At 71.1% G+C, this 18,789-nt stretch carries 19 protein-coding genes; 7 read left to right on the top strand and 12 right to left on the bottom strand.

Annotated elements, in window-relative coordinates; translation table 11 throughout:
* Positions 1–250 (bottom strand): hypothetical protein (locus NQV17_RS22275; protein ID WP_257773902.1); only part of this gene is annotated, 250 nt, incomplete at its 3' end.
* A 55-nt stretch (positions 251–305) separates the two neighbouring features.
* Between NQV17_RS22275 and phbB the strand changes: the two genes are divergently transcribed.
* Together phbB and NQV17_RS22265 are read left to right on the top strand one after the other, a co-directional pair.
* Positions 306–1,049: an acetoacetyl-CoA reductase gene (gene phbB, locus NQV17_RS22270; RefSeq protein WP_044847445.1), complete on the top strand. Its 744-nt coding sequence runs from the start codon at positions 306–308 to the stop codon at positions 1,047–1,049.
* 198 nt (positions 1,050–1,247) lie between these two features.
* The gene (locus NQV17_RS22265; protein WP_257773901.1) at positions 1,248–1,448 is read left to right on the top strand and encodes a hypothetical protein; all 201 of its coding nucleotides are present in this window, start codon (positions 1,248–1,250) and stop codon (positions 1,446–1,448) included.
* Between the two features lie 80 nt (positions 1,449–1,528).
* On the opposite strand, the gene NQV17_RS22260 is transcribed toward NQV17_RS22265, so the two are convergent.
* The 10 genes from NQV17_RS22260 to NQV17_RS22215 form a co-directional block, all read right to left on the bottom strand.
* Positions 1,529–1,846 (bottom strand): hypothetical protein, encoded by a 318-nt coding sequence (locus NQV17_RS22260; protein WP_257773900.1) that lies wholly within the window; start codon positions 1,844–1,846, stop codon positions 1,529–1,531.
* Positions 1,843–2,379 (bottom strand): hotdog family protein, encoded by a 537-nt coding sequence (locus tag NQV17_RS22255; protein ID WP_257773899.1) that lies wholly within the window; start codon positions 2,377–2,379, stop codon positions 1,843–1,845. The genes NQV17_RS22260 and NQV17_RS22255 overlap by 4 nt, the downstream gene beginning before the upstream one ends.
* Complete coding sequence (locus NQV17_RS22250) at positions 2,376–3,194, bottom strand: beta-ketoacyl synthase chain length factor (protein WP_257773898.1); 819 nt, start codon at positions 3,192–3,194, stop codon at positions 2,376–2,378. The genes NQV17_RS22255 and NQV17_RS22250 overlap by 4 nt, the downstream gene beginning before the upstream one ends.
* Entirely contained in the window at positions 3,191–4,414 is a 1,224-nt protein-coding gene (locus NQV17_RS22245; RefSeq protein ID WP_257773897.1) for a beta-ketoacyl-[acyl-carrier-protein] synthase family protein, read from the bottom strand. The genes NQV17_RS22250 and NQV17_RS22245 overlap by 4 nt, the downstream gene beginning before the upstream one ends.
* Before the next feature lie 63 nt (positions 4,415–4,477).
* Positions 4,478–5,371 carry a polysaccharide deacetylase family protein gene (locus NQV17_RS22240; protein WP_257773896.1) on the bottom strand — a complete coding sequence of 298 codons (894 nt, stop codon included), beginning with the start codon at positions 5,369–5,371 and terminating at the stop codon, positions 4,478–4,480.
* The gene (locus tag NQV17_RS22235) at positions 5,368–7,851 is read right to left on the bottom strand and encodes an MMPL family transporter (RefSeq protein WP_257773895.1); all 2,484 of its coding nucleotides are present in this window, start codon (positions 7,849–7,851) and stop codon (positions 5,368–5,370) included. The genes NQV17_RS22240 and NQV17_RS22235 overlap by 4 nt, the downstream gene beginning before the upstream one ends.
* Entirely contained in the window at positions 7,851–8,519 is a 669-nt protein-coding gene (locus NQV17_RS22230) for an outer membrane lipoprotein carrier protein LolA (RefSeq protein ID WP_257773894.1), read from the bottom strand. The genes NQV17_RS22235 and NQV17_RS22230 overlap by 1 nt, the downstream gene beginning before the upstream one ends.
* The gene (locus NQV17_RS22225; RefSeq protein ID WP_257773893.1) at positions 8,516–9,490 is read right to left on the bottom strand and encodes an acyl-CoA synthetase; all 975 of its coding nucleotides are present in this window, start codon (positions 9,488–9,490) and stop codon (positions 8,516–8,518) included. Before NQV17_RS22225 ends, NQV17_RS22230 begins: the two co-directional genes overlap by 4 nt.
* Entirely contained in the window at positions 9,487–11,256 is a 1,770-nt protein-coding gene (locus tag NQV17_RS22220) for an AMP-binding protein (protein ID WP_257773892.1), read from the bottom strand. The genes NQV17_RS22225 and NQV17_RS22220 overlap by 4 nt, the downstream gene beginning before the upstream one ends.
* A gap of 65 nt (positions 11,257–11,321) precedes the next feature.
* Positions 11,322–11,966, bottom strand: coding sequence for a hypothetical protein (locus NQV17_RS22215; protein WP_257773891.1), 645 nt, complete (start codon positions 11,964–11,966; stop codon positions 11,322–11,324).
* Between the two features lie 576 nt (positions 11,967–12,542).
* Between NQV17_RS22215 and NQV17_RS22210 the strand changes: the two genes are divergently transcribed.
* The 5 genes from NQV17_RS22210 to NQV17_RS22190 all read left to right on the top strand — a co-directional run bounded on the left by NQV17_RS22210 (position 12,543) and on the right by NQV17_RS22190 (position 16,881).
* Positions 12,543–12,827, top strand: a complete 285-nt coding sequence (locus tag NQV17_RS22210; RefSeq protein ID WP_014896047.1) for a phosphopantetheine-binding protein — start codon at positions 12,543–12,545, stop codon at positions 12,825–12,827.
* A gap of 115 nt (positions 12,828–12,942) precedes the next feature.
* A complete protein-coding gene (gene fabG / locus NQV17_RS22205) occupies positions 12,943–13,659 on the top strand; it encodes a 3-oxoacyl-ACP reductase FabG (RefSeq protein ID WP_257773890.1) in 717 nt (238 codons plus the stop codon).
* Between the two features lie 97 nt (positions 13,660–13,756).
* Positions 13,757–15,037, top strand: coding sequence for an endoribonuclease L-PSP (locus tag NQV17_RS22200; protein WP_257773889.1), 1,281 nt, complete (start codon positions 13,757–13,759; stop codon positions 15,035–15,037).
* Positions 15,038–15,162: 125 nt separating this feature from the next.
* The gene (locus NQV17_RS22195) at positions 15,163–15,969 is read left to right on the top strand and encodes a glycosyltransferase family 2 protein (protein WP_257773888.1); all 807 of its coding nucleotides are present in this window, start codon (positions 15,163–15,165) and stop codon (positions 15,967–15,969) included.
* A gap of 150 nt (positions 15,970–16,119) precedes the next feature.
* Positions 16,120–16,881 (top strand): M48 family metalloprotease, encoded by a 762-nt coding sequence (locus NQV17_RS22190; protein WP_257773887.1) that lies wholly within the window; start codon positions 16,120–16,122, stop codon positions 16,879–16,881.
* 158 nt (positions 16,882–17,039) lie between these two features.
* Here NQV17_RS22190 and NQV17_RS22185 read toward each other — a convergent pair whose 3' ends face one another.
* The gene (locus tag NQV17_RS22185) at positions 17,040–18,740 is read right to left on the bottom strand and encodes a lactate permease LctP family transporter (protein ID WP_257773886.1); all 1,701 of its coding nucleotides are present in this window, start codon (positions 18,738–18,740) and stop codon (positions 17,040–17,042) included.
* Positions 18,741–18,789 lie beyond the last annotated feature (49 nt).

Here is an 18,789-nt window from a genome sequence, read left to right as displayed (position 1 = left end):
GATGGCCAAGCGCGATGCGAAGCGCGGGCTGGCGTCGCTGTGCATCGGCGGCGGGATGGGCGTCGCGCTCGCGGTCGAGCGCGGTTGAACACGGTCTGACGATAGTGCACGCGTGCGGCGCCGGCCAGCGCCGCACACAGATGCAGCAAACTTCGCGCGCAACAAGCTGCCAATAACAAGCGTGATGTTCCGGTGCGCGCCACGTCCGCCCTGCGGGCGCCAGCGCATCGCAGCGGCGGGGCGGCAGCATGTGCCATGCCGTCGCCCCGCACCTTTGACTACTTTTCTTGTCGGTAACTCATAGGATGACTAAGCGAATTGCAGTTGTGACGGGTGGGATGGGCGGTCTTGGCGAAGCGATCAGCATCCGGTTGAACGATGCGGGCTACCAGGTCGTCGTCACGTATTCGCCGAACAACACCGGCGCCGATCGCTGGCTGACCGAGATGCACGCGGCCGGTCGCGAATTCCACGCGTATCCGGTGGACGTGGCCGATTACGATTCGTGCCAGCAATGCGTCGAGAAAATCGTCCGGGACGTCGGCCCGGTCGACATCCTGGTGAACAACGCGGGCATCACGCGCGACATGACGCTGCGCAAGCTCGACAAGGTCAACTGGGATGCGGTGATCCGCACCAACCTCGATTCCGTGTTCAACATGACGAAGCCGGTCTGCGACGGCATGGTCGAGCGCGGCTGGGGACGCATCGTCAACATCGCGTCGGTCAACGGCTCGAAGGGCTCGGTCGGCCAGACCAACTACGCGGCCGCGAAGGCCGGCATGCACGGTTTCACGAAATCGCTCGCGCTCGAGACCGCGCGCAAGGGCGTGACGGTGAACACGGTGTCGCCGGGCTACCTCGCGACGAAGATGGTGACGGCGATCCCGCAGGACATCCTCGATACCAAGATCCTTCCGCAGATTCCGGCGGGACGGCTCGGGAAACCCGAGGAAGTCGCGGCGCTGGTCGCCTATCTGTGCTCGGAAGAGGCCGGTTTCGTGACGGGCTCCAACATCGCGATCAACGGCGGCCAGCACATGCATTGACGCGCGGCGGCCCGGGCGGCGTTCGCGCGCGCGTCCGGGCCGTGCTCCCGCTGTATCCAGCGCCGGGGCGGCGCGCACGCGCGCGGTGACGGAACACGGACGCAGGTTCGCCGCGCATGCGGCGGGCCGGGTGCGCCCGCGTGCCGGCTACCGCGTCACGGCACGCACGCCGCACCGGCCTCGCATTCCGGAGGAGGCATGGGTGACACCTGGATGGGACTCGCGATCGGCGGCTCGGCACTGGCCGTCGCGCTGACGATGGCGATCGCGCTTCACTGGCTCGAGCGGCGCCGCGCGCGGCTGCTGCGCAACTTCGATCATCGCGATTGCTGGCTGGTCGCGTACGGCAAGTGCTTCGCGCGCGGGCCGGCGCGTCGCACGCGCGGCGACGCGCGCTGACGGCGGCGGTGCGGCACCGCCGCGTTCGCGCGTCGTGCCGCGTCCCGCGCATCCGTATGCGGTGCGCGGGACGTTCGCACTCAATCGCTCTTTCGCGCGCCTTCGCCTGAATCGTTCTTGTGGAAGATCCGCTTCGTCGTGCGCTTGGTGGCGTCCCAGCCTTCGCGCGACGCGTGCGCGATGCCGTGGCCGACCGTCTTCGCGGCGCTCGCGGTCGCGTGGCCAAAACTGCGCGCGGCCTCGCCGGTCTTGTGCGCGGCTTCCTTCGAATCGCGCTTGATGTCCTGCTTCACTTCCGACATGTCCGCGTGCGCGATCGGGCTGATCAGCGCGAGAACGAACACGGTGCAAATGAACTGACGTGCTTTCACGGCCTGGTTTCCTTGGGGCTGGTTCATCGAGGGTCCGCGCGGCCCGCGGGCGGCGCAACGCGTATGCCGGCTGCCGATGCATCGAGCATCACCGCGGCGCGGCCGCCGAGCAACACGCGCTCGCCGCAGCGCAGCGTGAAGCCGTACAGCACGGAGCGCTCGTCGCCGCCGATGCGTTCGGCGTCGACGATCAGCGGCAGCTCGAACGTGTCGAGCCGGTCGACGAACGCGTCGACGTTGCGCACGCTCGCAAGATAGCCGGCGCGCGGCCGCGCGGGTTCCGCCTGCGCCTGCTGCGCACCGAGCAGCGCGCCGTGCACGGCCATCGCCTGCGCCGCATATTCGATCCCGCAGACCGACGCGAGCCGGCCGCGCGAGCGCAGCGGGTTGTGCGGGTCGCGGTGGCTCGTCGCGCTGCAGCGGATGCGCGCGGCGTCCCACGCTTCGACCCGATCGAGCAAGCACATCGCGCCGTCGTGCGGAATGTGCGCGGCGATCCATGCGCGATCGAGCGTGGCTGGCGCCGGCGCAGGCATCGGCGTCGAAACGGGCGTCGTCATCGCGCGTGCCCCGCCGCGGCATTCGGCAGTGCGATATCGACCTGCACGCGCGTATCTTCCAGATAGTCGAGCACGACGCTTGCCGTGCGCCGCGCCGCGAGCGCGTCGAGCAGCGGCAGCGCGCGCGCGGCCGGATTGCCGGTGCGCAGCGCGTCGAGTTCGGGGTTCGCGAGCGTCGTCGCCGGCGCGTCGGTGAGCTGCACGTCGATGCGCGCGAGCGTGCGTTCGCTCGCGTCGGGCGCGAGCACGAGCGCGACGCCGAATGCGTCGACGATCGGCCGCACGGTGTGCAACGGCTCCGGATAGTCGGTGTCGTAGGCGATCAGCAGGCTCGGCACGCGATCGACCATGACCTGGCACACGCTTTCGAGCAGGCCCGCGGCGAAGCTGCCGTCGTGCGCGCACAGCACGTTCGACGTCGCCATCGCGCGCGTCGCGATGCTCCAGTAGCCGGCCGGCGCGTTGTGCACCGAGTTGTGAAAGCGCGTGGGCGACAGGTGGCGATCGTCGCCGGCGAGGGTCTCGCAGATCGCGTGGCAGTTCTGGCCGTCGCCGCCGGACGCGCTGAACACGGTCGCGAGCGTGGCCGCATCGCGCCCGCTCGCGGCCGCCGCTTCGAGGCCGACCGCGAGCGCGACGCGCACGACGGGGCCGGTGCGGCGGCGTTCCGCCGGCGGCAGGCCGGCAGGCGGCGGCAGCACGGTGCGCGCGCGCGCATAGGCCGCCCGGCCCGCGAGCACGTCGGCCGCGTGCGGCCAGTCGTTCAGTCCCGGCCCGACGAGGCCGACGCTTTCGATGAAGGCGGTGACGGTCATGTCGGCTCCCGGCGGCTCGCATGCCCGGCGCGGCCGAGGATCAGGCTGCAGTTCGTGCCGCCGAAGCCGAACGAATTCGACAGGACCGCGCGCACGCGCGCATCGCGGCTCGCGAGCACGTAGTCGGCGGCCAGTGCCGGGTCGGGTTGCGTCGTGTTGACGCCGGCCGGCACGAACTGTTCGCGCAGCGCGAGCGCGGCGACGACCGCTTCGAGGGCGCCGGCCGCCCCGAGCGTGTGACCGGTCGCGCCCTTCGTCGAGCTGCACGGCGTGCGCGCGAGCAGCGCGCCCACCGCGCGGCTTTCGGCGGCATCGTTGCTGGGCGTCGCGGTGCCGTGCAGGTTCACGTAGTCGATGTCGGTTGCAGCCAGGCCGGCCGACGCGAGCGCCTGTTCGATCGCGATGCGCGCACCGAGCCCTTCCGGATGCGGCGACGACATGTGATGCGCATCGCTCGATTCGCCGATGCCGAGCAGCAGGATCGCGTCGCCGTCGAGCGCGGCGGGCGCGTCGGGCACGCGTTCGAGCAGCGCGAACGCCGCCGCTTCGCCGATCGAGATGCCGTCGCGCGCGACGTCGAACGGGCGGCACGGCCGGCGCGACAGCAGTTCGAGCGAATTGAAGCCGTACAGCGTCGTCAGGCACAGCGAATCGACGCCGCCGACGACGGCCGCATCGATCAGCCCCGCTTCGATCATCCGGCGCGCGGAGCCGAACACCTTCGCGCCGGACGAGCACGCCGACGAGATCGCCATCGCCGGCCCGCGCAGCGCGAAATACGCGCGCACGAACGCAGCCGGCGAATACGGGTTGTGCGTGTGCGCGTAGCGGAATCCGGCGGGCAGGGCTCCGCTGGCCGGATCGCGCTGCTCGTACGCGCGCTCGGTCTCGAGGATGCCGGACGTGCTCGTGCCGACGAACACGCCGACGCGCGCGGCGCCGTGGCGCGACACCGCCGCCGCGACGCGCGCGTCGAAGTCGTCCTGGACGAGGCCGAGTTGCGCGAGGCGGTTGTTGCGGCAGTCGAAGTCGGCGAGATCCGCGCGCACGGGCTGCGCATCGACGCCGTCCACGGCGCCGATCCAGGTGTCGAGATCGGCGCGTTCGAAGTCGCACGGCGTGAGCCCGCCGCGCGCGTGGCGCAGCGCGTCGACGGTCGCGTCGAGGCCGCGGCCGATGCAGCTGGTGGCGGTGAAGTGCGAGAGCAGGAGAGGTTTCACGAGGGTCGTATCCGGTGGCCGGAACGGGCGCCGCAGCGGGGCTGGCGGGCGCGCCGGGCGTGGTCAGATTTTATCAAACGGGGAGGCCGGCGTGCCCGGCCCGGCGGGCGGATCGGACGGTTCGGGCGCGAGCGCGGCGCGCAGCGTGGTCCAGTGCAACTGCGCATCGGCGGCCGCGTGCAGCAGCGCGGGCAGCACGTCGAGCACGACCGGTTCGCCACGCGCGTCGCGCGCCGCGTGGCCGTCGTGCACGAGCAGGATGTCGCGCGCAGCCAGGCCGTTCAACAGGCGGTGCGTGACGGTATCCGCATCGCGCGCGCGGGTGTCGAAGCCGCGGCGCGTCCAGCTGGCGAGCTGCAGGCCGAACTCGCACAGCACCGGCTCGAGAAACGGATTGCGCAGGCCGGCCGGCGCGCGGAAGAAGCGCGGGCGCGTGCCGGCGATCTCGGTCAGCGTTTGCTGCGCGGCCGCGATTTCACGGCGCAGCGCGGCGGGCCCCGACAGCGAGAACGTATGCCGGTGCCGCTGGCTGTGGTTCTCGACCGCGTGGCCGCGCGCGACGATCGCTTCGATCCACTGCGGATGGCGGCGCGCGAGATCGCCGATGCAGAAGAACGTCGCGCGCGCGTCGTGGCGATCGAGCAGGTCGAGCACGCGCGGCGTGACGTCGGGGTCCGGGCCGTCGTCGATCGTCAGCGCGATCCGGCGGCCGGCGCCGGCCGGCAGGCGCGTCCAGTTCGGCCCGAGCAGCGCGCTGCGCGGCCACAGGCCGGCGGCGGTCAGCGCGAGATGCGACGCGACCACGCCACCGGCGGCCCACGGCCATGCGGCCGGTTGCGCGACGACGGCCGCGAGCGCACCCGCGTGCAGCGCGGCCGTGCCCGCGATCAGCGGCGTCGGTTTCCAGCGGCGCGCATCGCCGGGCTGGCGAGGCGGAACGGACGACGGCGCGTTCATGCGCGACCTCCTGTCGGCTCACGATCAGGGCTGCCCGCGGCCGCCGCCGCCGCGCGCGGCGCGAGAATCGCGGCGAACGCGAGCGCGAGCATCGCACCGGGGCCGACGGTCAGCCCGAAGGTTTCGAGCAGCGGCACCCGCGACAGCGCGAGCAGGCCGAAGCCGGCGACCGTCGCGAGGTTCGCGATCAGCAGCGACACGAGCGTGTGCGGCGTGACCGGTTGCGCGTCGTCGCGCTTGCAGAAGAACAGCGCATAGTTCGAGCCGACCGCGACGATCAGCAGCATCCCGACGAGGTGCAGGATCGTCAGCGGCACGCCGGCGAGCGCGAAGCCGGCCGTCACCACCAGCACGGCCGCGACCAGCGGCGCGAGCGCGCGTACGACGCGGCGCGGCGAGCGCAGCGCGATCAGCAGCAGCACGGCGATCGCCGCGAAACCCGCGAGCGACAGCCGGATGTCCTCGTGCACGTAGTTCACGTACAGGCGGTCGGCCTCGGCCTTCATGTCGACGAACAGCGCGTCGGGCACGCCGGCGCGCGCGACGGCCGCGCGAATCGGCGCGGCATCGAGCGCCGGAGCCGCCGGACCGGTGCGTGCGACGTCCGGCGCGCGCAGCGGCAGCATCGCGCGCCAGCGGCCCGCGCGCTCGGTCAGCAGCGCGTCGACGGCGAGCGCCATCGACGTGCCGCGCAGGTCCGCGCGCGTGAGCAGCGGCGCGTGGCGTGCGGCCTCGACATCGGCGATGAACGGTGCGAACAGCTCGGGCTTGACCGGGATCGGCTGGTTCGCGACGGCCGCGCGCATGCGTGCGGCAAGCGTGTCCGCGTCCGGCAGGCTCGCCTGGCGCGCGCGCTGCGCGGCGTCGCTCGGCAGGTAGCGCGCGGGACTTTCGAGGCCTGCGAGCGCGCCGCGCTCGACGAGCGGCTGCAATTGCGCGGCGACCTGTTCCGCGCGTTCGAGCGCGGCCTGTTCGGTCGGCGCGGAAATCACGACGAGATAGCGCACGTCCGGCGCGCCGAGATCGGCGCGCAGGCGTGCGTCGAGTGCCTGCGCGCGAGCGGGCACGGGGCTCAGTGCCGCGAGTTCGCGGCTCCACAGGCCGTCGCGATGCAGCACGAGCGTCGCGCACGCGGCGAGCACGAGCGCGGCGAGCGGCCAGCGCAGCCGCGGCGCGGCAGCGGCCGCCCGCGCGAGCACCGCGCCGACGCGCGACACGTCGCGAATCGCGACGTGCTCGCCGCGCAGGTGCGGCAGCACGAAGCGCGTGACGAGCGCGGCGGCCGTCAGCCCGGCGATCGAGTACAGCCCGAGCTGCACGAGGCCCGGAAAACCGGAGAACAGCATCGACGCGAAGCCGCACACGGACGTCAGCACGCCGAGCCGGATCGTCGGCCAATAAGCGGCGATCCATGCCCGCGTCGCGTCGGCGGGCCGTGTGGTGCCGCGCGAGCCGGCCTGCGCCGATTGCACGAACAGGTAGATCGAATAGTCGACGGCTTCGCCGATCAGCGTCGTGCCGAAGCCGAGCGTCAGCCCGTGGACCGTGCCGAACGCGATGCCGACCGCCGCGATGCCGGCGGCGATACCCGTCAGCACCGGCAGCAGCCCCAGCGCGAGCGTGCGCGGCGAGCGGTACAGCGTCAGCAGCAGCGCGACGATCAGCACGACGCTCGCCGTCGACAGCCGCTCGACGTCGTGCCGGATCGTGTCGCGCGTGTCGACCGAGAACACGCCTGGGCCGGTCATCGCGAGCGTGTACGCGGCCGGGTTCGGCAGCGCCTGCGTCGCGGCGGAGAACGCGCGGCGCACCGCGTCGATCGCGCGTGCCTGCGCATCGGTGTCGGAGCCGGGCGCGGCCGTCTGCACGACGAGCACCGCGCGCGTGCCGTCGCGCGACGCCCATACACCGTCGCGGCTGGCGGGCTGCGCGCCGCTGTCGAGCTGATCGACGAGCGCCGTCACTTCGCCGGTCGGGTCGCGCGGCAGCAGCGCCTTCGCGACGAGCCCCGCCGACGAACTCAGCAGGTCGAGGCTGTCGCCGAGCGCCTGGTGCAGGCCGTCCGCGCTGAAGCGCTGCGGCGCGACGGCCGGGCTCAGCAGGTAGCGATGGTCGAACACGAACTGCCGGTCGTGTGTGTCGTCGCCGGCTTCGCCGTTGTTGATCGAGGAGAATTGCCGGTCGGCGCGCAGCGTGCCGGCGACGCGCCGCGACAGCGCGGCACGCGTGGCCGCATCGCCGCCGTCGATCGCGACGAGGATCAGCCGCGACACGATGCCGTCGCGCAGTTGATCGACGAGCACGCGCTGCCCCGCGCTCGGTGCGCGCGGCAGGAACGCGGACAGGTCGGCCGTGAAGTTCGCGCGGGCGATCGCGATTCCGCATGCGACGAGCGCGAGCAGCCACACAAGCACCGCGCGTTGCCGCCATGCGGGCAGGCGGTGCGTGACGGGGGCGGGCGGCCGGGTGCGATCGTCCATCAGTTCGCCGGGACGGGTTGCAGGCGCATCGTCGAACGGTCGCCGTCGGCCTGCCGGATCGCGACGCTGCGCAACACGTCGCGCGAGCCTTCGAGCGTGATCGTGCTGACGACCTTCAGCATCCGCGAGTCGAGCGGCGTGAGCGTCAGCGTCCAGTCGTCGCCGCGACCGGCGAGCGCGACCTTGTAGACCTGCTCGAGCGCATAGCGGTTGCCGGCGAGCGTCGCGCGGATGCTGTCGATGAACGCGCCGAGCTCCGGATAGCGCGCGAGCGCGAGCGTGTACTTGCGGTTGTTGCGCTCGACGGTGAGCATGTCGCCGTCGACCACGAGATGTTCGGGCTTCGGGTTCAGCGTGTGCTTCTCGAGATGGTCGGGTGCGACGAACACGAGCTCGCCCGACGATTCGAGCGGCTGCGTGGTGATCGACAGCGTCTTCGTCTCGGTGAACGTCGCGCGCCCCGACTTGTGCTGCGCGAGCGTCGACATCAGCCGGTCGAGGGTCCATGCCGAACCGGTGTCGGCCGCGTGCGCGGGCAGGGCGAGCGCGACGGCGGCCGTGACGGCGAACGTGCGTGCGGCGCGGCGCAGCGCGCGCGGGTGCGGCAGCGGGAGCATCGGCAGCGACATCGGCAACAACGTCGGCAGAAAGCGGCGAACGGCGGTCATGCGTCGGAATCCTTCGTGGCGGACAGGCCGGCGCACGCGTGCGCCGCGTCGCGGCGCGCGGCGGCCGTGCCGGTCTGCCAGAAATCGAAATAGTTGAACCAGTTGTACGGCGCCGCGCGACAGTACTGGTCGAGCAGCGCGACGTAGCGCGCGAGCGCCGCGTCGACGGCCGCCGCGCGCGTGTCGCGGCGCACGTCGGAAAAATCGGCGAGCGTCTCGAAGTGCACATCGTAGCGGTTGCCGTCGCGATAGAGGCCCGTCATGAACAGCACCGGACGCCGCAGCATCGCGGCCATGTACAGCGGCCCGAGCGGGAATGCCGCGGGCGCGCCGAGCAGCGGCAGCCACCGCAGCGACGCGGTCGCGTCGTCGAGCAGCGTGCGGTCGGCGAGCATCCCGACCATGCAGTTCGCGTCGAGGCGTTCGCGCACCTTCAGCATCGAGTCGACCTGCCCGAGCGGAATCACTTCCGGCTTCGCGGCCGGGTTGACGGCGGCGAGCGTCGCGTTGATCTTGCGCGCGTTCTCTTCGAACATCGTGACGACGACGCGCAGGTCCGGGCGCGTGCGGCCGATCGCGCGCACGACTTCGAAGCTGCCGAGATGCGCGCCCATCAGGAATGCGCCGCGCCCGCCCGCGAGCGCGGCGTCGACCCGCGTTTCGCCGTGCAGCCGGATGTCGAACAGGTCGAAGCGGCCGTTCATCAGGTAGATGCGGTCGTGGATCGTCGCCGCGAACGTGAACACATGCCGGTACACGTCGCGCCAGCGCGCGGGACGGCCGAGCACGCGGCGCAGGTAGTCGCGCGACGCGGCGCACGCGACCGGCGAAAACAGCACGAAATAAGTCGCGACGGCATGCAGCACGATGCGCGACGGCCGCCGGCCGAAACGCAGCGAGATCCAGGTCATCACGCGCAGCAACCCGGCGTTGCTGCGTTCCTGGCGCTCGGCCCATGCGGTGCGCTTCATGGCTGCGCGCCGTCCTGCGCGGCCGGCGGCGCGGACAGCACGCCGGTCGCGACGTCGCGCGCACCCGCGCGCAGCGTGAAGCGGATCGCGCCGCCGGCCGCTGCATCGAACGCGAGATCGAGCGCCTCGCCCGGCGCGACCGGGCTCAGGAATTTCGCGGAAGCCAGCCGCCACGTATCGAGCGGGCGATTCAGCGATGCGCCGAGTGCGGCGATCGCGTGATCGAGCAGCACGACGCCCGGCACGATCGGATGACCGGGGAAATGGCCGGGCAGCGCCGGATGATCGGCGGGAATCGTGAACGCCAGCGGCGCGTCGGGCGCGTCCGTCGCGGCGCGCTCGCGCACGTCGGCCCCGGCGGCGCGCGTGTGCCGTGCGACGAGCGCGGCGAGCACGTCGCGCGGCAGCTTGCCCGTTTCGTTGCGCGGCAATGCGTCGACGAACACGAGCGGGCGCGGCATGAACGCCGGATCGATCCGTTCGCGCAGCGCGCGCTGCAGGTCGGCCGCGGCGAGCGTCGGCGCGACCACGAGCGCGACGAGGCGCGTGACCGGTTCGCGGGTCGCATCGGCGTCGGCCGGCGCGGTGTCGTCCGGCATGAAGAACACGCCGTCGACGACGTCGGCAATCGCGTTCAGCTGATGGTTCAGATACGCGAGCGACGTGCGCTTGCCGGCGATGTTGACGAGGTCCGCCTTGCGGCCGTGCAGCAGGAACCGGCCGTCGCCGAGCAGCTCGAGCGCGTCGCCCATCGGCACCGGGGTTTCGACGTGTCCGCCCGACACCCACACGGTCGGGCCGCTGTCGTCGCCGGCGGCATCGTGGTCCGCCGCGTCGTGCGCCGCGCGCGCGTCGAGCCGGATGTCCGGGAACGGTTGCCACGCGGCGCCCTGCGACGTGCGGCGCGTCGCGATCTGGCCGGTTTCGGTGCTGCCGTAGATCTCGACGAGCGGCGCCTCGAGCGCGGCTTCGGCTTCGCACGCGAGTTTTTCCGACAGCGGCGCGGTGGCCGACAGCACGAGCGCGGCCGGCGGCAGCGCATGGCCGGCCGACAGCAGCGCGCGCAGGTGGATCGGCGACGTGACGAGCACGCGCGGCTGCGGGATCGCGGCGAGTTCGTCGCGAATGTCGACCGGGTAGAACGGCTGGCGGTTGCTGAACGCGAGGCCGCCGATCAGCGCGAGCAGCACCGTCGATTCGAAGCCGTACATGTGCTGCGCGGGCACGGTGCCGATCAGCGTGGCCGCGCGGCCGTCGAGCAGGCCGAGGCGCTCGGCCGCCGCGCGCACGCAGCCGACCAGGAAGCCCCAGGTCTTGCGGTGCGGCACCGGCGCGCCGGTCGAGCCGGACGTGAACACGTACGCCATGATCCGCGACGCGTCGATCTGCGGCACCACGCACGGTGCGTCGTCGGGGAGTTCGCCGGGCGCGGCGTCCGGATACGCGAAGCGCGGCAGGTCGATCGTGCAGTCCGGCGCGTCGTGCAGGCAGAACGCGTCCGGCGCGAACGACGCGAGCTGGCGCACCATCTCCGGCGTGTGCGTCGACGGCAGCAGGCTGATCCTGCCGGTGACGAGCGCCGCGCACAGGCTGACCGCGAAGCGGTAGCGGTCGCGGCACACGTTGAACACGTGGCCGCCGGCGGGCAGCGCGGCGGCCACGCGCGCGACGTCGGCGACGAACGTGCGGACGGCGACGGGCGTGCCGTCGCGCCAGGCGATCGTCTGGTCCGGCGAGGAATGGAATACCAGCGGGTGAGTCGGCATAAATCGGTCAAAGCGGAAGGCGGTCACCGGCGCGGCCGCGATGCGGCGCCGCGCCGGCCATGAATTCATCGTGACGGCTGCGTTGACGCGCGGTACGCGCGCACCGCGTCGACCATCCGCGGCCGCGCGTCGTGCGGCAGCGCGAAGCGCCGGCACGCATGCTCGGCGGCGAACATCACGGCGACGAACGGCAGCGACAGGTAGTTCGCGAATGTCGACCACGCGACGATCGGCGCGGTCGCGAACAGCAGCGTCGACACGGCGGCGATCGCGACGAAGAACAGCGTCCATGCGAGCGTGATGTGCCGCGTGTAGCGCGCGACGGCCGGCGTGATCGTGCCGTGGATCAGCGTCGCGAAGCGCGTGCACAGCGGCACCTGGCCGGCCGCGAGGGTGCGGCCGAACAGCAGCGCCATCGCGACGTTGAAGCTCGCGTGCTCCAGATACAGGCCCCATTCGAAATGGCGCGCGAGCGGGATGCGCACGGCCCACAGCGCGACGGCGGCGAGCAGCCACGCCGGCACGAGCCAGGCGCGCCGCGGCGAGCGTAGCGCCGCGCCGAGCGCGAGCAGCAGCGGCGGCACGAGCGCCATCGCGAGGCCGAAGCCGTGCGCACCGGGCGTCGCGGCCGCGTAGTGCGCGCCGATCTGGTACGCCGCCACCGCAGCGACCGCGCCGGCGCCGCGTACGATGCCGAGCGGCGTGCTCATCGCGGCGCTCCGGGCGCGCGGCGCGGGTGCGCGTTGCCGCCGGCTGCCGCGGCACGGCGGCAAACGGGTGGACAAGCGGGCGGACAAACCGGGGCGAGGGGAGCGGACGGGCGCGGCATGGTTGCTGGAAACGTCGGGCGGATCGGGGCCGGACGCGTGCGTCGGGCCGTCAAACATCATATGAATGGCGGCCGGGACGCTAGTCCGGGCCGGCTGTCGTGCACGCACATTTTAGGGCCCCGGCGCGGCGGTTCGAGGCGGGTGCAGCCGGGTTTTGTAACCGAATGTATGGCAGCGCACTGAAGCTTTTGCGGCGGCGATCCATTTCCATCCGAAGCGGCTCAAGCGTCTGCTGCGATCGGGTCCCGAAACCGGCCGCGGCGGGGCTCTTCAGTCTGTAACCATTCCCCGTATACGTGCCGATACCCATCGTCTAGAATCCGCGTAACTTTTACAAACGATCCCCAATAACGCAGGCGGGGAAGCCGGCAGACGCCGGAGGGACGGAGATTCGCGCGCCTCGCACCGCGCCGGGCGTGCACGACGGCTGCCGTTTTCCGGGCGCCTCCCGCTGCCATGGGCCGCCTGCCCGCAAGCATGATGAACGCACTGGAACAAGAGCTCGCCACGCTGATCATCGGCGAACTGAATCTCGAAGACGTCCCGCTCGAAACGGTGACGGCCGGGACCCCGCTGTACGGCGAGGGCTTCGGGCTCGACTCCATCGACATCCTGGAAATCGCGCTGCTGATCTCGAAGAAGTACGGCTTCGAGCTGCGCTCGGACAATCCGGACAACCAGAAGATCTTCGCGACGCTCGGCGCGCTTGCCGCGTACGTCGCCGCGCATCGTACGAAGTGACGGCGGCGCGCGCGGGCGCGACGCGGCACGCAGAGGGTGACGGCACGCGGCGGCGGTGGCTGGATGCACCGCCGCCGCGTCGATCGAGGAGGAACGCGATGAACGGAGCAATTCGATGCGGGCGCTCGTAACGGGCGGCAGCGGCGCACTCGGGCAGGCGATCTGCACGATGCTCGCGCAGGCCGGCCACGAAGTCTGGGTACACGCGAGCCGGAATCTCGCGCAGGCGCAAGCCGTCGCGCAGCAGATCGTCGCGGCCGGCGGCACTGCGCATGCGATCGCATTCGACGTGACCGACGCGGATGCGACGCTCGCCGCGCTCGCCCCGTTCGTCGACGACGCGCCGGTGCAGATCCTCGTCAACAACGCGGGCATTCACGACGACGCGCCGATGGCCGGCATGTCGCGCCGGCAATGGCACAGCGTGATCGACGTGACGCTCAACGGTTTTTTCAACGTGACGCAGCCGCTCCTGCTGCCGATGATCCGCACGCGGCGCGGCCGGATCGTCAACATCGCGTCGGTCGCCGGCGTGACCGGCAACCGCGGACAGGTCAACTACGCGGCCGCGAAGGCGGGGCTGATCGGCGCGACGAAGTCGCTGTCGCTGGAGCTCGCGTCGCGCGGCATTACCGTGAACGCGGTCGCGCCCGGCATCATCGAGTCGCCGATGGCGGAACATGCGTTTCCCGCCGAACGGATCAAGCAGCTCGTGCCCGCGCAGCGCGCCGGCCGGCCCGACGAAGTCGCGGCGATGGTCGCGTATCTGGTATCCGATGCGGCTGCCTATGTGACGGGGCAAGTGCTGTCCGTCAACGGCGGCCTCGCATGACGACGCGCGCGGCGTCGGCTTGACGCGTAGCAACGGCGCGCAACGCGGCGCGTGGCCACGATGCCGCGAGCCCGCGCCGCATAGTGAGGAAATCGAAGTGTCAGTGCATCCAGTCGACGCCGAACGGCGAGCGTGTTCCCCGTCGTCCGCCACGCGCGCGGTCGCACGCGGACCCGTGGCGGCCGCGTCCACCGCGAACGGCGGCAATCGTGCGTTGCGGCTCGTCCAGATCGATCAGGCACGGATGGCTGCGCTGCTGCACGATGCGCAGCAGCGGGGCGACGCATTCGACCGCGTGTTTCCCGGTGCGCTGGGCGCGGTCTGCATCGGCGCGGCCGGGGCGCCGGCCGATGCGATGGCGCGCATGCTCGCCGCCGCCGCGCCCGACCTGCCGCTCGCACCGGTGCAGATGGCGCTGCTCGATGCCGGCAGCCACGCACGCGCCGGTGCGGTCTGCGAAATCTGGCAGTGCGACGCGCCCGACCTGCGCAGCGAGCGACTTGGTGCGTTGCAGTACCGCTACAGCCCGACGGCGGGGCTCGTGTTCGGCAGCATCGTCGTGCAGGAAGCGCTGGAAGCGCATGAAGCTCAGGAATCGGCCGATGCGGATCGCGACGGCGGCACGCCGCTCGAGCGCGCGACCTACGACGCGTACCGCGCGCTGTTCGACGTGCTCGATACGCTCGGCATCCCGCATCCGCTGCGGATCTGGAACACCGTGCCGGCGATCAACGCGCAGCAGTTCGGGATCGAACGCTATCGTCAGTTCAATATCGGCAGGCAGCGCGCGTTCGACGCGTGCCGCCGCGCGCTGACGGACGGTGTGCCGGCCGCCTGCGCGCTCGGATCGGGCGTGCCGGTCGCGGGTGACACGCCGCCGGCCGCGCCGCTCGCGATCCATTTCATCGCGAGCCGTGCGCCGGCCGATCCGGTCGAGAACCCGCGCCAGGTCAGCGCGTATCACTACCCGGCGGAGTACGGCCCGCGTGCGCCGACGTTCGCGCGCGCAGCCGCATGGCCCGGCGCCGCTGCCGCGCCGCTGCTGTTCGTGTCGGGCACCGCGAGCATCGTCGGGCATCGCACCGTGCATCACGGTGACGTCGTCGCGCAAACGCGCGAGACGATCGCGAACCTGGCCGCCGTGCTCGAGCAGGCCGCGCGGCAGGGGCACGGCCCGTTCGCGCTCGCCGACCTGAACTACCGCGTCTACGTGCGCGACGCCGGCGATGCCGCGGCGCTCGCCGCGATCGAACGCGCGTTGCGCGATGCGGCCGGCCCCGGCGTGCGGCCGCTGTTCGTCCACGCGGACGTGTGCCGCGACGATCTGCTGGTCGAGATCGAGGCGAGCGCCGGCCATCCGCTGGAGCACCTGTCGTGACGCGCGCGGGCCTGTCGCTGCGCGAACCGTCGCCGCACGCGGGCGGCGTCGACGAAGCCTGTCGGCCGTCGCCTGCAGGTCATAAACTTTTGTCAGGATCCTCGTCTTCGCAATCGGCCGTTCCCATGTCCACGCTGCACGCCTCGTCCACCCATCTCGTACTGATTCCGAGCTACAACCCGGGCGTCAAGGTCGACACGACCGTGCGCAACGCCCGCGCGCAGTGGAATCCGGTGTGGGTCGTCGTCGACGGCAGCACCGACGGCAGCGCCGAGCGCCTGCAGGCGATGGCCGAGCGCGACCCCGGGCTGCGCGTGATCGTGCTGCCGGCGAACCGCGGCAAGGGCGCCGCGGTGCTGGCCGGGCTCGACGCGGCGGTCGCGAGCGGCTTCACGCACGTGCTGACGATGGATTCCGACGGCCAGCATCCGGCCGACCTGATTCCCGAATTCATGGCCGCGTCGCAGGCGGCGCCGGACGCGATGGTGCTGGGCCTGCCGAAGTTCGACGCGAGCGCGCCGCAGCTGCGCGTGCAGGGCCGGCGGCTGTCGAACGGATGGGCCGACCTCGAGACGCTGTGGGCCGGGATCGGCGATTCGCTGTACGGCTTTCGCGTGTACCCGGTCGCGCCGCTCGCCGCGATCATGCATCGCCAGCCGTGGATGCGCGGCTTCGACTTCGATCCGGAAGCCGCCGTGCGGCTGTGCTGGGCCGGGGTGCGGCCGATCCGCATCGAAGCGCCGGTACGCTATTTCGGCGCGCACGAGGGCGGCGTGTCGCATTTCCACTACGGCCGCGACAACGCGCTGCTCGCATGGATGCACCTGCGGCTGTTCGCCGGTTTCGTGGTGCGGCTGCCGATGCTGGTCGCGCGGCGGCTGACGCGCCGGTCGCGTTCCGCGTTCGGCCGGTCGTCCGGCCGCGGCGATTGACGGCCCGATTGTCATCAATCGGCTGAGCAATCGCGCCGTTCATTCCGTATTTGTCAGTAATCAAGCTGTCACTTGATGTAAACATCTGGTAATTTTCTGCCGGATTATGCAAAATCGCCGCTCCCAAATACAACTACCGAGGGATACGGGATGCATATCAAGAAAGCGGCGGCCGCGTGCGGCATGGTTTTCCTGTTGAGCGCATGCGGTGGCGTGCAGAATCTCGACGCGAACAGCCTGACGTCGGCGGGGACCAACCTGTTCAAGGCGGCGACGCTGTCGGACAGCGACATCGCGGCACTGTCGAACGACTCGTGCAAGGCGAGCGACGCCGAATCGAAGATCGCCGCGCCGAACAGCGCGTACGCGAAGCGCCTGACGAAGGTGATGAAGGGCTTCGGCGACATGACGCTGAACGGCCAGAAGATCAACTACAAGGTCTACATGACCAAGGACGTCAACGCGTGGGCGATGGGCAACGGCTGCGTGCGCGTGTACAGCGGCCTGATGGACATGATGAACGACGACGAGCTGCGCGGCGTGATCGGCCATGAAATGGGCCACGTCGCGCTGGGTCACTCGAAGAAGGCGATGCAGACCGCCTACGCGGTCAGCGCGGCACGCACCGCGGCCGGCGCGGCATCGCCGGGCGTCGCGGCCCTGACGAGCTCGCAGCTCGGCGACATCACCGAGAAGTTCATCAACGCGCAGTTCTCGCAGACGCAGGAAAGCGCGGCCGACGACTACTCGTTCGACCTGATGAAGCAGAAGAACATGAACCAGAAGGGTCTCGTCACCGCGTTCCAGAAGCTCGCGCAGCTCGATGGCGGCAAGAGCTCGATGATGAGCTCGCACCCGTCGTCGTCGAGCCGGGCGCAGCACATCCAGGATCGCATCGCGAAGGGCAGCTGAGCGCCGCCTGATGGCGCCGGCCCCGTCCGGCGCCCGGGATGAACGAAACCCCACGCTCTTGCGGGCGTGGGGTTTTTGTTTTCCGGGGAAACGGAAAACGGCCGGAAAGCGGCCGGAAAGCGGCCGGAAAACCGCCGGAAAGCGGCCGCGCCGCGTGCTTACGGCACCATCCCCGGCAGCACGTACGCCTGCACGAGCGTGATCAGGCCGACGATCACCGCGAACAGCAGGCTGTGGCGCACCGTGAAGCGGAACAGCTCCGATTCCTTGCCGACCAGCCCCGTTGCCGCGCATGCCACCGCGATCGACTGCGGCGAGATCATCTTCGCGGTCACGCCGCCCGTCGTGTTCGCGGCGACCGCGAGCGTCTCGGGCACGCCGAGCTGGTGCGCGGTCGCTTGCTGCAGCGAGCAGAACAGCGCGTTCGACGACGTGTCCGAGCCGGTCAGGAACACGCCGAGCCAGCCGAGGAACGGCGAGAAGAACGGGAACGCGGCGCCGGTCGCGGCGAGCATCAGCGCGAGCGTCGACGACATCCCCGAGTAGTTCGCGACGAACGCGAACGCGAGCACGAGGCCGATCGACAGGATCGGGCGCGTGAGCTCCTTCAGCGTTTCGCCGAACGTGACGAGCGCATCGCGCGGTTTCATCCGCAGCAGCGCCATCGAGATCAGCGCGGTCACGAGGATCGCGCTGCCCACCGCCGACACGAGGTCGAGCTTCAGCACCGCGTCGAGCGCTTTCGGCGTCGCGGCGATCGGCGCGGTCTTCACGACGAGCTGGTCGAGGCCGGCCACGTGAAATTTCAGGACGGTCGACGCGAGCGCGCCGTGTGCGGCGAACAGCGCCTTGAACGGCGCGATGCTCCACACGGTGACGACGGCCGTCAGGATCAGGAACGGCGACCACGCGCGCACGGTCTGCGCGAGCGTGTACGGCGACGCCTGGCGGCTCGCGCCCGCACCGTTGCCGCCCGCACCGAACCCCGCGAGCGCCGCGCCGCCGCCGGACGCGACGAGGCCGCCGGCCGTCTGCTTCGCGCTGCTCGGTTGCCAGACCTTCAGGAACGCGGCGAGCGAGACGAGGCTGACGAGCGACGACGTGATGTCCGGCAGCTCGGGCCCGATATGGTTCGACGTGAAGTACTGCGTGACCGCGAAGCTGCCGCCGGCGACGAGCGCGGCCGGCCAGGTCTGCCGTACGCCGCGCAGCCCGTCCATCATGAACACGAGCCAGAACGGCACCGCGAGCGACAGCAGCGGCAGCTGGCGGCCGGCCATCGCGCCGATGTGGAACGCGTCGATGCCGGTCACCTGTCCGGCGACGATGATCGGGATGCCCATCGCGCCGAACGCGACCGGCGCGGTGTTTGCAATCAGACACAATCCTGCCGCGTGCAGCGGCTTGAAGCCGAGGCCGACGAGCAGCGCGGCCGTGATCGCGACGGGCGCGCCGAAGCCGGCGGCGCCTTCGAGGAACGCGCCGAACGAGAAGCCGATCAGCAGCATCTGCAGCCGCTGGTCGTCGGTGATCGACAGCACCGACGCGCGGATGATCTCGAACTGGCCGGTCTTCACGACGATCTTGTACAGGAACACCGCCGCGACGATGATCCACGCAATCGGCCACAGGCCGTACGCGAAGCCGAAGCCGGCTGCGGCGAGCGCCTGCGGCACGGGCATGCCGTACGCGAGGATCGCGACGCCGAGCGCCAGCAGCAGCGTGATCGCGGCGGCGACGTGCCCCTTCATCCGCAGTGCGGCGAGCGCGACGAAAAAGAAGATGATCGGGATCGCGGCGACGAACGCCGACAGCCCGAGGCTGCCGAGCGGGGTGTAGATCTGATGCCAAACCTGCATGGTTGTCTCCTCCATGGATTTCTATCGGTACGGGTTCGAAAGCGGGGTG

The sequence above is a fragment of the Burkholderia sp. SCN-KJ genome (assembly GCF_024656005.1).
Taxonomy (GTDB): domain Bacteria; phylum Pseudomonadota; class Gammaproteobacteria; order Burkholderiales; family Burkholderiaceae; genus Burkholderia.
This window is presented reverse-complemented; position numbering and strand designations above follow the sequence as displayed.